The sequence below is a fragment of the Acinetobacter sp. YH12152 genome, from assembly GCF_013418285.1.
Classification (GTDB): Bacteria; Pseudomonadota; Gammaproteobacteria; order Pseudomonadales; family Moraxellaceae; genus Acinetobacter; species Acinetobacter amyesii.
This window is the reverse complement of the sequence record NZ_VPCH01000002.1, coordinates 137129-152900: the sequence shown is the minus strand read 5'-3', so window position 1 is coordinate 152900 and position 15772 is coordinate 137129. Positions and strand designations below refer to the sequence as shown.

Annotated in this window: 12 protein-coding genes; 2 read left to right on the top strand and 10 right to left on the bottom strand. The window is 41.4% G+C overall.

Annotated features, from left to right (window positions below):
• The coding region (gene tnpA / locus FTU83_RS01510) for an IS200/IS605 family transposase (protein WP_218945749.1) at window positions 1–382 on the top strand (382 nt) is incomplete at its 5' end.
• Between the two features lie 63 nt (window positions 383–445).
• Here tnpA and FTU83_RS01505 read toward each other — a convergent pair.
• From FTU83_RS01505 to FTU83_RS01490, 4 genes are all read right to left on the bottom strand, one after another.
• Window positions 446–793, bottom strand: a complete 348-nt coding sequence (locus FTU83_RS01505) for a lysozyme inhibitor LprI family protein (RefSeq protein ID WP_078189819.1) — start codon at window positions 791–793, stop codon at window positions 446–448.
• Window positions 794–950: 157 nt separating this feature from the next.
• Window positions 951–1559 (bottom strand): OmpW family protein, encoded by a 609-nt coding sequence (locus FTU83_RS01500; RefSeq protein WP_180035020.1) that lies wholly within the window; start codon window positions 1557–1559, stop codon window positions 951–953.
• 306 nt (window positions 1560–1865) lie between these two features.
• The gene (locus tag FTU83_RS01495; protein ID WP_180105492.1) at window positions 1866–3233 is read right to left on the bottom strand and encodes a Na+/H+ antiporter family protein; all 1368 of its coding nucleotides are present in this window, start codon (window positions 3231–3233) and stop codon (window positions 1866–1868) included.
• A 96-nt stretch (window positions 3234–3329) separates the two neighbouring features.
• Window positions 3330–4205, bottom strand: coding sequence for an alpha/beta fold hydrolase (locus tag FTU83_RS01490; RefSeq protein WP_078192838.1), 876 nt, complete (start codon window positions 4203–4205; stop codon window positions 3330–3332).
• A gap of 128 nt (window positions 4206–4333) precedes the next feature.
• Between FTU83_RS01490 and FTU83_RS01485 the strand changes: the two genes are divergently transcribed.
• Window positions 4334–4816: a DUF4442 domain-containing protein gene (locus FTU83_RS01485; protein ID WP_180105493.1), complete on the top strand. Its 483-nt coding sequence runs from the start codon at window positions 4334–4336 to the stop codon at window positions 4814–4816.
• Between the two features lie 50 nt (window positions 4817–4866).
• On the opposite strand, the gene FTU83_RS01480 is transcribed toward FTU83_RS01485, so the two are convergent.
• The 6 genes from FTU83_RS01480 to rplJ form a co-directional block, all read right to left on the bottom strand.
• Window positions 4867–5223, bottom strand: coding sequence for a DNA transfer protein p32 (locus tag FTU83_RS01480; protein WP_078192840.1), 357 nt, complete (start codon window positions 5221–5223; stop codon window positions 4867–4869).
• A gap of 129 nt (window positions 5224–5352) precedes the next feature.
• Window positions 5353–5895 (bottom strand): hypothetical protein, encoded by a 543-nt coding sequence (locus FTU83_RS01475; protein WP_180022681.1) that lies wholly within the window; start codon window positions 5893–5895, stop codon window positions 5353–5355.
• Window positions 5896–6055: 160 nt separating this feature from the next.
• Window positions 6056–10255: a DNA-directed RNA polymerase subunit beta' gene (gene rpoC / locus FTU83_RS01470; RefSeq protein ID WP_180105494.1), complete on the bottom strand. Its 4200-nt coding sequence runs from the start codon at window positions 10253–10255 to the stop codon at window positions 6056–6058.
• A gap of 140 nt (window positions 10256–10395) precedes the next feature.
• Window positions 10396–14484 carry a DNA-directed RNA polymerase subunit beta gene (gene rpoB, locus FTU83_RS01465; RefSeq protein ID WP_180002850.1) on the bottom strand — a complete coding sequence of 1363 codons (4089 nt, stop codon included), beginning with the start codon at window positions 14482–14484 and terminating at the stop codon, window positions 10396–10398.
• 304 nt (window positions 14485–14788) lie between these two features.
• Entirely contained in the window at window positions 14789–15160 is a 372-nt protein-coding gene (rplL, locus tag FTU83_RS01460) for a 50S ribosomal protein L7/L12 (RefSeq protein WP_078189828.1), read from the bottom strand.
• 48 nt (window positions 15161–15208) lie between these two features.
• Window positions 15209–15715 carry a 50S ribosomal protein L10 gene (rplJ, locus tag FTU83_RS01455; protein ID WP_111885844.1) on the bottom strand — a complete coding sequence of 169 codons (507 nt, stop codon included), beginning with the start codon at window positions 15713–15715 and terminating at the stop codon, window positions 15209–15211.
• Window positions 15716–15772 lie beyond the last annotated feature (57 nt).

Below are 15772 nucleotides of genomic sequence, written 5' to 3'. Positions count from 1 at the left end.
CTGTGTTTATAAACTTACATATCATTTAGTGTTGGTAACAAAATATCGCAAGAAATGCCTTTCAAATGAGATGATCAATCGGCTTGAAGAAATTGTAAAAAAGAACTGTGCTGATTGGGAGATTGACTTGATTGAGTTCAATGGTGAAGCTGATCATATTCACTTATTGTTAGATATGCACCCGAACATCATGCCAAGTAAATTCATCAATAATCTAAAAACTGTATCAAGCAGACTGATACGCAAGGAGTTCGGTGAAGAACTAAAACCTTATTATTGGAAACCTGTGCTTTGGACGAGGGCATACTGTCTACTTACAACAGGTGGAGCGACAATTGATGTAATTCGAGAATACATCCAAAACCAAGAAAGACCCGACTGAAAAGGCGTGCTATCCATCTCCATCTAAATCACAGATTATAGATGGAGAATTCCGCACATTTAGTTAAAAAGGTCCTTGTTTATAAACGCGGTCCATGTAGAGATCCAGTTTTTGCTGCCGCATTTTATATACATCACTTAAACAACTGACATTGTCACGGCACTGATCGCGTAGTTGTAGCCATTTTATTTGTTGATCTTGAATTGCACCACGTGTCCCCATGGGAACCAAATGACGAATAATCGTATAGGTCGTGGCCATTTTGACATCGGCATCATTAATACTCCGGTTATCACAAACCGCATGTTCGGTAATGGTTTTCGCCTTTTTACAATCAAAACTTGCGGCATAACTTGTCGAAATAAAATAAGCACTGCCCAAGACCAGCATACCCTGAATAATTTTTTTCATCGTCTTTTCTCTTCATCCAACTTGCTGATTTATCTCGACTCTAACAGTTCTACCTAAATTTTCTATTGCCTATTTGTTCAATTCGATCAACTGATGGATGGAATATGCTGCATAAAAAAACCCTGCCATTCGACAGGGTTTTAAAATTAGCTACAGTTTAGAATTTGTAGCTATAACCAATTGTATACACCATTGGATCGATATCTAAATCAAAAGTTGTAACATCTTTAATTTCAACTTCTGGGCTGATCTGTGCATAACGCGCATCAAAGAAAACACCCCAGTTTTTTGCATCAGCTGGCTGGTAGTTAAAACCGACTTGACCTGCAAAACCAAAGTCTTCTTTTACTTTTACTTTAGCACCAGCTAAATCACCACTTGCTTTTTCATCCCACGCAACAAATGCTGTACCACCTACACCAATATACGGTGTGAAACGTGTTGAATTTTTAAAGTTATATTTTGCAGTAATTGTAGGTGGCAAATGTTTGACCTTCACACCAGCATCTACAGCACCTGTAACATTTACATCATGACTTATTGGCGTTGCCAAAAGTAATTCAGCTGAAATGTTGTCATTAAAGAAATATTCAATTGATGGTGTAAATGCATATTCATGATCTGCTTCAACATTTACTGCGCCGTTTAAAATACTTGTGTCAGAAGTAGGGGCTACCACAGAACCACCAACTTTCACTTGCCATTGACCAGCCATCGCTGATGCAGACATACCCAATAATGCAATAAGAGCAGCTTGTTTTAACATTTTTAAACAACCTTCTAGAATGAATAATTAATATTAAACATTAGTATTAAAATTATGCAATAACATTATTTAATAATTTATTACATTATTATATAAGTTATTATTAATTAAATATATTTATTTTAATCATAGTGCAATGCTTGGTTTTATATTTTCACCGTTATAATTAATTTATTATTCATAATATACCAACCTTTTTAATCAGAATTAATAAAATGAATTATTTTAATCCAACCAAAATCCTCAGAATTAAATAACAAAAAAGGCGATTATATAATCGCCTTTTTATTTATCTTTGAAAATTTTTTAGAGTACCATTGCGGCAATCCAACCAAAGATCATTAATGGAATATTGTAGTGAATGAAGGTCGGGACCACACTATCTTTCATGTGGTCATGCTGACCATCCATATTAAGACCTGATGTTGGCCCTAAAGTTGAGTCTGATGCTGGAGAACCTGCATCTCCCAAAGCTGCTGCTGTACCAATAATTGCAATCGTTGCCGCTGGGCTAAAACCAAATTGAATACAAAGTGGTACATAAATAATGGCCAAAATTGGGATTGTTGAGAATGAAGAACCAATACCTAAGGTAATTAATAGCCCTATCAATAACATCCAAAATGCCGCTAAACCTTGGCTGTTTCCAATCCATTCAACTGAAGCTTGTACTAGTGTTGGTACTTGATTCGTAGCCTCAATCACAGATGCAAAGCCTTGAGCAGAAATCATAATGAAACCCACCAGTGCCATCATGCGCATACCACTGATAATGACATCGTCGGCTTCTTTCCACTTAAAGATACCTGCACAGCTTAAGATCGCAACACCAACGAGACCGGCCAAAATCATCGACTCAGATATGACTTGAACAGAAAGCGTAGCAACTACTGCAACCGCAGCCATGATCAAAGTAAATTTAGCGACTTGTGGTTTACCATTTTCATCTGCTTTTACATCAGATGAGATGGTGTGCTGTGATTCCTTAACCTGAACGTCAGCATACTCTCGTGGTTTACGGTAGCTATAAAAAACAGCAATTAATAAGCCAACAAACATCCCAAATACTGGAATTGCCATAGCAGTTGGAATTTGATCATAGCTGATGTTGAAACCATATGGCTTACCAAAGGTATTGATGTTTTGACCTAAAATATCATTAAGGAAAATAGCACCAAAACCAAAAGGAACCAACATATAGGTTCCCACCAAACCAAAGGTCAACACGCAAGCAATTAAGCGACGGTCAAGCTTAAGATGGTTAAATACACTGAGTAATGGTGGGATCAAAACAGGAATAAATGCAATATGTACAGGAACTACATTTTGAGAGCAAATAGCGGCAATAGCTACAGTTGCAAAAATCACATATTTCACACGATTTTGCGATTTAATATTACTTGAGCCTTTCAGCTTCGTAATCATTTGATAAGCCAATAAATCTGGCAAACCTGAACGCGCAAGTGCCAAAGCAAATGCCCCCAACACGCCATAAGCAAGTGCGATTTGAGCACCGTTGCCTAAGCCACTATTAAACGCTTCGATGGTGCCATGAATACCAAGGCCAGCTAACAAGCCACCTGTTACTGCACCAATGATCAGTGCAAATACAACAGGCACGCGTGCCAGCGACAGTCCAAACATGACTGTAATTGCGGCAAGAATAGCAAACATAAGAAAAAAGGGAGTCTGACAAAAAACCATATTTTATCAGAATTTGCTCGCTATTTAGCCCCCTATCGATGAAACTGACACTATTGAAAGATTTACTTAAAGCTGCTGTGATTGCGCAAATTGAGCGATGTAACTTGCAATTTTTTCGGGTTGGCTCAGCACGGCCCAATGATTGGCATTGACTTCAACTACAGATAAATCTTCAACCCAATTAGGTAATTCTTTAATGTAATCTGGACTGACAAAATTATCATGTTTCAACACAATCGCTTGTACAGGACAGACGGCATGACGTTGTCTAGGCTGAGTTAAGCGGGGAATAAAATTAGCACGGTAAAGCGCAATACCGTGTTTACCATCATGCTGAATATTATGATTCAAAGGCAATTCTTGAGTACGTTCTAAATCATTCACAATTTTTCCCCAACGTTCAGCATTCAAAAAATGCCACGCGGTCGGTGCCAAAAATGGTAATTGGAATACCCCGATGTACCATGACTTACTTAATAATTTGAGTAATTTTTTCTGCTGATGCTTAAAGCTATTTCTGAGCAAAAATGCCGCATGATCCAAACATGGCCCAGAAATAGTTGAATAAGACAAAATACGTGAGCGAAATTTTGGCTCAGTCACCGATTCCCAAGATTGGATAGAGCCCCAATCATGCGCGGCCAAATGAAAACTACGTTCGCCTAATACCGCTTGCGTTACACTATCCAAATCAAGTGATAATTGCTCCAAACGATAATCTCGTACTTTACGGGGCACAGATGACTGCCCTGCACCTCGCACGTCATAGCTCACAATATAAAATTCAGAACCAAGATGTTCAATAACCGGTTCCCATACTTCCTGATTATCAGGATAACCATGAACCAAAACCAAAGCGGGCTTGGTTTCATCACCCCATGTCTTCACATAGAGCCGTTGTTGATCTGTGGTATTCACCCATTGCGTATTTAGTGGTTGCATTCTTCTTGTCCTTTTATCGATTCCATCGAATTGACGTTTTATTTGTGAACATGGGCAATGTGATCAATGCCACAGTTTTGAAACTCATTTAGTATGCAAAGTTCAGCATAAAAAAAAATTGACCCAGTATGAGCATAATCCAGAAAATAATGACAATGCCTATTGTCTCTAAATTCTTACTCAATCATTATGCCCCTTATAAAGGTGCTGGCATTTCGATTGATAAAATTGATCTCGCCAATTATCACATTCGCGTCAAAATGCCATTAACTCGCAAAAATCAAAATATCGTCGGTGTACATTTTGGCGGTAGTCTTTATTCAATGGTTGACCCATTTTATATGTTGATTTTGATGCATCACCTGGGCTCACGTTATATCGTGTGGGACAAAGCGGCAAATATCCAATTTTTATCCCCCGGGCGTGGAACGGTATACGCTGATATCCAGCTCGACCCAAATGAAATCAACCATATTAAAAACTTAGCAGATAACCACGTACCTGTGCTACGGAACTATAGTTTAAATATTTTTGATGAAGCAGGCTTACGTATCGCTGAAGTTCAAAAAACCCTCTACATTCGTCGCAAGCAACCCCGTCCCCGCAAATAAAAAAGGCGCTTATCTTTAAGCGCCTTTTCATTCAATTTTATCGGATTGGATTAGCGATTTTGCTCAATTGCAGCACCTGCACCACCACCGATTGCACCACCAATCGCAGCACCGGTGTTACCACCAAAGATACTTTTACCGACTGCAGAACCAATCGCACCACCTACACCACTATATGTGGCATTTCGGTTTGAACCGTTTTGAGTTTTACTACCGACAGCTGCACCAGCACCACCACCAACGGCTGCACCTACACCACCACCGACATTATTACCCACACCACCACCAATGGCACCACCTAAAGCTGCAGCACCAATACGTTGTTCATTTGGCGACATGCTTTCACAACCAGCAAGCATTAGGGTCGACATCATCGCGACTGCGCATACGCTCATTACTTTTTTCATTGTGATGTTCCTTGTCTTCTTCAATACCTATGATTCTAAAACCATTGTATGAAACAATTAAACATAGCTTGTTACGGCTTGGAGCATAAATGCTGCATTTTGTAAAAACCACGCCTAATCGCTTACGAATCACTCAGGGTTTTCATCCAAAATCATCAAATCTTTTGTTGTTTCACCATTTTCAGTCAGCACAGCATGAGAGAGTTTGGCTTTGCTTTCTGGATCTGTTACCTGATCTAGTTTTAGCGTGCGTTTAATCGGTTCCTGCCCTTTCTTAAACTCTACACCTTCTGCATCAATATTGGTGTTTTGACGAATAATCTGACCGTCCTGCTTCACCGTCGTCTTGGTTTCAATTTTAGAAGTCGGGATGATGACACCACCACGTTGTACTACTGGAATCGATAATTTCTTTTCAGAAAAATCACTTTGGTGATCTGAAAGTTCAATTTCACGTGCCACGATATCCTGACCTTTATTGGTCATTTCTAACACTGTTGCAGTTACTTGGCGTACAGGTTCTTGACCTGCAACACGGCGAATCACTTCTGTTTTTAGTACTGGAACTACAGCTTTATCTTCAACCACAATCGAATTGGGCATAGGTGCAGCAATCGCTGTCAATGAGCTGAATAATGCAGAAACTGCGAATACTTGCTGTGTGAATTTCATCAAAAAGCCCCCGTTATGTTTAAGTTTAAAAATCAAGAGATGTGTTATTTTCTATTTTTACTATAGGAAATAAATCAACATTAGGAAAGCTTTAATTTTCAATTCGTCCGCATAAAAAAAGCCACCCGAAGGTGGCTTTTTTGAATGATTTAAGGGCTAATTAAAGACCGTTAAATTCATCGCTAAATGCTTGGCTTAATGCTTGATCTACATCAGAGAAGTCATTGTGAAGCTCAAGCTCTGCAGCTTCAGACTCTTGACGACGACGTTCTAAGTGGTAAGCCAAACCTGTACCCGCTGGGATCAGACGACCTACAACTACGTTTTCTTTCAGACCACGTAATTCATCTTCTTTACCTGTTACAGCAGCTTCAGTTAACACACGAGTTGTTTCCTGGAACGATGCAGCAGAAATGAACGAGTCAGTAGAAAGCGACGCTTTGGTAATACCCATCAATTGACGTTCAAACTTCGCTGGGAACTTGTTCTGAGCTGCCACAGCTTGGTTTTCTTGAACAACGCGGATGTATTCCACTTGCTCGCCTTTGATGAAGCTTGTATCACCACCGTCAGTGATTTCAACTTTACGAAGCATTTGACGTACGATCACTTCAATGTGCTTGTCGTTGATTTTTACACCTTGCAGACGGTATACGTCCTGAACTTCGTTCACGATGTAGTTTGTCAGTGCAACTTCGCCTTTCAAACGTAAGATGTCGTGTGGGTTTTGCGGACCATCAGAAATGGTTTCACCACGGTTCACATGCTCGCCTTCGAACACGTTAATCGTGCGCCATTTCGGAATTAGCTCTTCGTAAATCTCAGAGCCATCATCCGGAGTAATCACAAGACGGTTCTTACCTTTGGTCTCTTTACCGAAGCTTACGATACCTGAAATTTCAGCAAGGATCGCATGTTCTTTCGGTTTACGTGCTTCGAACAAGTCAGCTACACGCGGTAGACCACCGGTAATATCACGTGTACGTGAAGATTCTTGTGGTACACGACCAATAACGTCACCGACACCAATTGTTTCGCCATCGCGCACAGTCAGAATCGTGTTTTGTGGTAGGAAGTAGAACTGTTCGCCGCCAGCTGTTGTATCCAATACAACAGCTGGACGCATATCTTTACCAGATGCTGGACGTGAAGTTACTGGAAGTACCTCAATAGTCGTCATACCTGTTGCATCATCAGTTTTTGATGTCACAGTTACGCCATCAGCGATTTGGCTGAAACGCACTTTACCTGCAACTTCGGTAACCAATGGATGTGTATGCGGATCCCAAGTCGCTACGATACCGCCAGCTTCCACAGCTTCGCCATCTTTAATGATGATTGAAGCACCGTATGGAATTTTGTAACGTTCGCGTTCACGACCGATGTCATCCGCGATACCGATTTCACCTGAACGTGAAGTTGATACCAAGTGACCTTTAGCGTGTTGTACTGTTTTCACATTGTGGAAACGTACTGTACCTTTGTTACGAACTTGTACGCTGTTAGCAGCAGAAGTTCGGCTCGCAGCACCACCTACGTGGAACGTACGCATTGTTAACTGTGTACCTGGCTCACCAATTGATTGAGCAGCCATTACACCCACAGATTCACCTGGATTCACCAAGTGACCGCGAGCAAGGTCACGACCGTAACATTTCGCACATACACCGAAAGTAGATTCACAGTTTACAACTGAACGTACTTTCACTTCATCGACACCTTGCTCTTCTAAGTAGTTTGCAAGTTTTTCGTCGATTAAAGTATTACGTGGAAGAATGACATCATCCGAACCTGGTTTCTTCGCATCTTCAGCAAGTACACGACCCAATACTCGAGTACCTAAGTTCTCGATGACATCGCCACCTTGAATGAACGGAGTCATTACAAGACCGTCGAAAGTACCACAATCTGGCTCAGTAATTACCAAGTCTTGTGCAACGTCAACCAAACGACGAGTCAAGTAACCTGAGTTCGCTGTTTTCAATGCAGTATCGGCCAAACCTTTACGTGCACCGTGTGTTGAAATGAAGTACTGAAGTACGGTCAAACCTTCACGGAAGTTCGCTTTAATTGGTGTTTCAATGATCGAACCATCTGGTTTCGCCATCAAACCACGCATACCCGCTAACTGACGAATCTGAGCTGCCGAACCACGGGCACCTGAGTCAGACATCATGTAGATCGAGTTGAATGATTTTTGTTTCTCGTCTTCACCCTGTTTGTTTTTAACAGTTGTGAAAGACAAGTTGTCCATCATCGCTTTCGCTACTTGGTCGTTTGTACGCGCCCAAATATCGACAACTTTGTTATAACGTTCGCCGGCAGTTACGAAACCTTGTTCAAATTGTTGTTCAATTTCGCGAACTTCAACTTCAGCTTTTTCGATAATTGCTTGTTTTTGTGGCGGAATCAACATGTCTTCCATACCAACAGACACACCTGAGTGAGTCGCTTGACGGAAGCCCAAGTACATCAATTGGTCAGCGAAGATAACAGTATCTTTTAGACCTAATTTACGGTAGCAAGAGTTGATCAATTTAGAGATGTTCTTTTTAGTCATCTCAACGTTGATTTGTTGGAAATCCATACCTTCAGGTACAACTTCCCAAAGTAAACAACGACCTGGAGTTGTGTCTACAACAATGGTTTGTTGTTCACGGTTACCATTTTCGTCAATGACAGTTTGGTGTACACGTGCTTTTACGCGAGCGTGTAAATCAACTTGACCTGTTGCAAGTGCACGGTTTACTTCGTCAGTATCCGCAAACACCATGCCTTCACCTTTGGCATTGATCGCATCACGAGTGATGTAGTACAAGCCTAAGACAACGTCCTGAGAAGGTACGATGATTGGCTCACCGTTCGCAGGAGAAAGAATGTTGTTTGTTGACATCATTAACGCACGAGCTTCTAACTGAGCTTCAAGTGTTAATGGTACGTGTACCGCCATTTGGTCACCGTCGAAGTCGGCGTTAAATGCCGCACAAACTAACGGATGAAGACGGATTGCTTTACCTTCAATCAGGGTTGGTTCAAATGCTTGAAGACCCAAACGGTGAAGTGTAGGCGCACGGTTCAACATCACTGGATGTTGACGAATTACGTGAGCAAGTACGTCCCAAACTTCTGGAGTTTCACGCTCAACCATTTTCTTCGCAGCTTTAATGGTTGTCGCTTGGCCAGACGCTTGTAGTTTCGCGAAAATGAATGGTTTGAATAATTCAAGCGCCATTTTTTTCGGAAGACCACATTGGTGCAGACGTAAAGTTGGACCTACAGTAATTACCGAACGACCAGAGTAATCGACACGTTTACCCAATAAGTTTTGACGGAAACGACCTTGTTTACCTTTGATCATGTCTGCCAAAGATTTAAGAGGACGTTTGTTCGAACCGGTAATTGCGCGACCACGACGACCGTTATCAAGCAATGCATCTACAGACTCTTGTAACATACGTTTTTCGTTACGTACGATAATGTCTGGTGCTGCAAGGTCTAAAAGACGTTTTAAACGGTTGTTACGGTTGATTACACGACGGTAAAGATCGTTCAAGTCAGAAGTCGCAAAACGACCACCTTCTAGAGGAACCAACGGACGAAGATCAGGTGGAAGTACTGGAAGTACATTCATCACCATCCATTCTGGTTTGTTGTTCGACTCTTTGAACGCTTCCATCAATTTCAGACGTTTAGAAGCTTTTTTAAGCTTCGTTTCTGAAGTTGTATTTGGAATCTCTTCACGAAGACGTGAAATTTCAGCTTCAAGATCGATGTCTTTCAACAAATCTTGAACTGCTTCTGCACCCATTTTCGCAGTGAATTCATCACCGTGTTCTTCTAAAGCAGTGAAGTATTCTTCATCGTTTAGAAGTTGGTATTTCTCAAGTGGAGTCATACCTGGGTCAGTTACAACGTATGATTCGAAATACAATACACGTTCGATATCACGTAAAGTCATGTCTAAAAGCAGACCAATACGGCTAGGAAGTGATTTTAAGAACCAAATATGCGCAACTGGAGAAGCAAGGTCAATATGACCCATACGCTCACGACGTACTTTTGCAGTTGTTACTTCAACGCCACATTTTTCACAAATGACGCCCTTGTATTTCATACGCTTGTATTTACCACACAAGCATTCGTAATCTTTTACTGGACCAAAGATTTTGGCACAGAATAAACCATCACGTTCAGGTTTGAACGTACGGTAGTTAATGGTTTCAGGCTTTTTAACTTCACCATGAGACCACGACTTAATCATTTCTGGTGACGCAAGACCAATACGGATGCGATCAAACTCTACAGGAGCATGACCGTCTGAATCCGTCTTTTTGCGCATGATATCGAGCAAGTCTTTCAATTTTTTTCTCCGTGTGTTGTGGAGATTTTCACTTCACAACTGGGTCACAAATATTGTTTTTTAACTGAGAAATCCCCCTTGCCCCTCTTGATTAAAGAGGTGAGAAGCACTGCTTCGCAAGGGAGATTCAATGGAGCTAATTAGTCACCATTTTTCAGTTCAATGTTGATACCTAAAGAACGGATCTCTTTGGTCAATACGTTGAACGATTCAGGCATACCTGGGTCCATGTAATGGTTACCATCTACAATGTTCTTATAGATACGGGTACGACCTTCAACGTCATCCGACTTCACAGTAAGCATTTCTTGAAGTGTGTATGCTGCACCGTAAGCTTCGAGTGCCCATACTTCCATCTCACCGAAACGCTGACCACCGAATTGTGCTTTACCACCAAGCGGCTGTTGAGTTACTAGAGAGTAAGAACCAGTAGAACGCGCATGCATCTTGTCGTCTACCAAGTGGTTCAGTTTCAACATGTACATGTAACCTACAGTTACAGGACGGTCAAAACGTTCACCTGTACGACCATCATACAATACTGTTTGACCAGTACGTGAAATGCCACCAAGTTCTAACAATTCTTTGATTTGTGATTCTTCAGCACCATCAAATACTGGTGTTGCTAAAGGAACACCTTTACGCAAGTTACCTGAAAGCACCAAGATTTCTTCATCAGTCAAGCTATCAAGATCTTCTTGTTCGCCACCAACTTTGTTATAAATCTTGTCTAAGAAATCACGAAGCTCAAGTACAGTACGCTGCTCTTTCATCATCTTGTCGATTTGATCGCCAAGACCTTTAGCCGCCATACCCAAGTGAGTTTCAAGAATCTGACCCACGTTCATACGTGATGGCACACCCAGTGGGTTAAGTACAACATCAACTGGAACACCGTTTGCATCGTGTGGCATGTCTTCTACAGGTAAGATGTTAGATACAACACCTTTGTTACCGTGACGACCCGCCATTTTATCACCCGGTTGGATGCGACGTTTTACAGCCAAGTAAACTTTAACAACTTTCAATACGCCAGTTGTCAGTTCATCGCCTGTAGAAAGTTTGCGTTTTTTCTCTGCAAATTTCTCGTCAATTTCAAGGCTCTTCTCTTTCAAGAACACTTGAATTTGAGTTAAACGTTCAGCAATCGCTTCGTCGACTGGTTGGATTTCAATAAGATCAACCAACTCAAGACCAGACAATAACTCTTCAGTTAATTTGTCACCGCGTTTAGTTGTACCGCCACCGTTAGATTCTTGACCTTTCAATAGACGAACAATACGTTCACGAGCCGCTTCTTCGAAGATTTTGTATTCTTCTTTCAAGTCTTTACGGTAAGCATCAAGTTGTGCTTTCTCAATTGCTTGAGCACGTTCGTCTTTTTCAAGACCGTCACGTGTAAATACTTGAACGTCAATTACAGTACCTTTCACAGATGAAGATACACGTAATGAAGAGTCTTTTACGTCAGCCGCTTTTTCACCGAAGATTGCGCGAAGCAATTTTTCTTCCGGAGTTAACTGAGTTTCACCTTTAGGCGTTACTTTACCTACAAGAATGTCACCAGCAGTTACTTCAGCACCGATATAAACGATACCTGATTCATCCAATTTAGAAAGTGCAGCTTCACCCACGTTCGGGATATCCGCTGTAATTTCTTCAGCACCCAATTTGGTATCACGTGCAACACATGAAAGCTCTTGGATGTGGATAGACGTTAAACGATCTTCTTGAAGTACACGCTCTGATAGTAAGATCGAGTCTTCGTAGTTGTAACCGTTCCAAGTCATGAACGCTACACGCATGTTTTGACCCAATGCCAATTCACCGCCATCTGTTGATGGACCATCAGCAAGAACGTCACCACGTGCAACTTTATCACCTAAACGTACAACAACGTTTTGGTTGATACATGTATTTTGGTTCGAACGTGTGTATTTGATCAGGTTGTAGATATCTACACCTGCTTCGCCTGCCACCATCTCTTCTTCGTTTACACGAATAACGACACGAGAAGCATCAACGAATTCAATACGACCACCACGTTTCGCAAGTACACACACACCCGAGTCATGCGCTACGTTTGCTTCCATACCTGTACCAACAAGCGGTTTGTCAGCACGTAATGTAGGAACAGCCTGACGCTGCATGTTTGAACCCATCAATGCACGGTTGGCATCATCGTGTTCAAGGAACGGAATAAGTGATGCCGCTACAGATACAACCTGCTGAGCAGATACATCCATATGCGTTACTTTTTCTGGTGGAATACGTACGAATTCACCTTGGTGACGTACAGATACGAATTCTTCAGTTAAGTTACCGTCTTTATCGATACCAGAATCGGCCTGTGCAATCACAGTACCTACTTCTTCAATCGCAGAAAGGTATTCAACGTCATCCGTTACACGACCATCAACAACTTTACGGTATGGAGTTTCCAAGAAACCGAAGTTATTACATTTCGCATAAACAGAAAGTGAGTTGATCAAACCAATGTTTGGACCTTCAGGAGTCTCGATTGGACATACACGACCGTAGTGAGTTTGATGTACGTCACGTACTTCGAAGCCCGCACGTTCACGAGTCAAACCACCTGGGCCCAATGCTGATACACGACGTTTGTGTGTAATTTCAGACAACGGGTTGTTTTGGTCCATGAACTGAGACAACTGGCTTGAACCAAAGAATTCTTTGATTGCAGCAGCAACTGGTTTCGCATTGATTAAATCTTGCGGAGACAAGTTATCAGTTTCAGCTTGAGATAAACGTTCTTTAACAGCACGTTCAACACGAACTAGACCAACACGGAATTGGTTTTCTGTCATTTCACCAACAGAACGAACACGACGGTTACCCAAGTGATCGATATCGTCGACTTCACCTTTACCGTTACGGATTTCAACTAATGTTTTCAATACATCAGTGATGTCTTCGTTCGAAAGAATGCCTTCAACTTCACGAGACTTCTGATCCGTACCCACTTCGTAAGGACGACCCAAACGACGGTTGAACTTCATACGACCTACTGGTGATAAATCATAACGTTCAGAAGAGAAGAACAAGTTGTTGAATAAGTTTTCAGCAGCTTCTTTTGTTGGTGGCTCACCTGGACGCATCACTTTGTAGATTTCTACAAGTGCTTCTTCACGACCAGTTGTAGTATCTGCACGTAAAGAATCCGCAATGAATGGACCACGGTCGATATCATTGGTATAAAGTACGTTGAATTGTTTAACGCCGCCTTCAGCCAATTTCACCATAATTTCATGGCTAAGCACGGTATTTGCCGCAACAACTTCGCCATCACGTAACGTTACATCTTCAGCAACAATACGTTCATATAGGTATTCATCAGGAACAGAAAGTTTTTCAAGACCTGCTGCTTCCATTTGACGAACATGGCGCGCGTTAATACGTTTACCTTGTTCAACAATTGTTTTACCGTCTGTACCCACGATATCAAACTGTGCCATTTCGCCACGTAGACGTTCTGGAACCAAGTCAATTTGATAGCTACCCATATCAAGATATACAGGTACTTTTTCGTAGAACATGTCTAGGATTTGTTCGTTGTTATAACCCAAGGCACGAAGCACAACAGTCGCAAGTAATTTACGACGACGGTCAATACGAACATATACAAGATCTTTTGCATCGAATTCAAAGTCTAGCCATGAACCACGGTAAGGAATGATACGAGCAGAATAAAGAACTTTACCGCTAGAGTGAGTTTTGCCTTTATCGTGGTCAAAGAATACACCTGGTGAACGGTGTAATTGAGATACGATTACACGCTCAGTACCATTGATTACAAAGGTACCATTGTCTGTCATAAGTGGCATTTCACCCATGTAGACTTCTTGCTCACGCACATCTTTGATTGTTTTAGTTTCGCGATCTTTAATGATCAGACGAATTTTTACACGCATTGGCGCCGCATAAGTTGAGCCACGAAGAATACATTCGCGCACATCAAATTCAGGCTTACCAAGACTATACTCAACAAATTCTAAAGCAGCATTGCCAGAATAACTTTCAATAGGAAAAACTGAACGAAATGCGGCTTGGAGACCGATATCTTCGCGGTTTTTTGGAGTTTTGCCGTCTTGAAGGAAAGTTCGGTACGAGTCGACTTGAATCGCGAGCAAGTACGGAACATCCATTACCTTGGGCAATTTACCAAAATTCTTACGGATCCGTTTCTTTTCGGTATATGAGTATGCCATCTGGAGTCCTCGGAAAGTAAACTAAGTCCGCCTGCAGAACGAACTTAGAAGGAATTACGCAGGCCGATATGGCCACCACTTTCACAAATGCTGCAATTTTTAGTGGTATTAAAACGCTTAACAATATTTTTTTACTGAAAAATATTGGTAAGCGTTTGGTTTTATAAATTATTTTTAATTTGTATGATTTTTATATCATGCAAACAAAAATCGAGCCGATTATTGTAACGCAAAAAGGCTGATGACCCAAGGGCCATCAGCCATTTTTTGGAGCCGATTATAAAAAAATCGACCCCCCTTAAGATTACTTAAGTGTAACTGTAGCACCAGCTTCTTCAAGTTTTTTCTTAAGTTCTTCGCCTTCTTCTTTAGAAACGCCTTCTTTAAGAACTGAAGGAGCGCTTTCAACAAGATCTTTAGCTTCTTTAAGACCAAGGCCAGTAGCTTCACGAACTGCTTTAATTACAGCAACTTTGTTAGCACCGAAAGAAGTCAACTCAACGTTGAATTCTGATTGTTCTTCAGCAGCAGCACCAGCAGCGCCAGGAGCAGCAGCAACTGCTACAGCAGCAGCAGATACGTTGAATTTTTCTTCGAAAGCAGAAATAAGTTCAACAAGTTCAAGAACAGTTTTTTCAGCAACTGCGTTTAAGATTTCTTCGTTTGTTAAAGCCATGAGAGTAACTCCAAATGGGTATTGAATGGTGTGTAAATTGATTTAAGCTTAAGCAGCTTCTGACTCGTTTTTCTCTTTGAGCGCAGTAATAAGGCGACCCAATTTCGAAATAGGAGCTTGAAGAACGTTTGCAAGCATAGTAAGCGCTTTTTCTTGGTTTGGAAGGTTCGCGATAACGCTAACTTCAGCACCTTGATAAACTTTACCGTCAAATGCAGCAGCTTTAAGTTCAAATGCTTTATTAGTTTTAGCAAATTCTTCGAACAAACGAGCAGCTGCGCCCATGTCGTCTTCAGAAGTTGAGAAAGCTAAGATTGTTGGGCCAACAAGGTTGTCGCTCAAGATATTGAATTGAGTATCTTGAAGAGCACGTTTAGCCAAAGTGTTACGAACTACACGAGTAGCAACACCTAGTTTACGAGCTTCAACACGTAGAGCAGTTAATTGCTCAACAGTTAAACCTTGGTAGTCAGCAACAACAGCAGCATACGCAGTAGAAGCAACTTCAGTTACTTCAGCTACGATCTGTTTTTTGCCTTCGATAAGAAGAGCCATTGTAAAACCTCCTAACGGTGATTTATGCACCTATACAGATGCACTCCCAATTCGTTA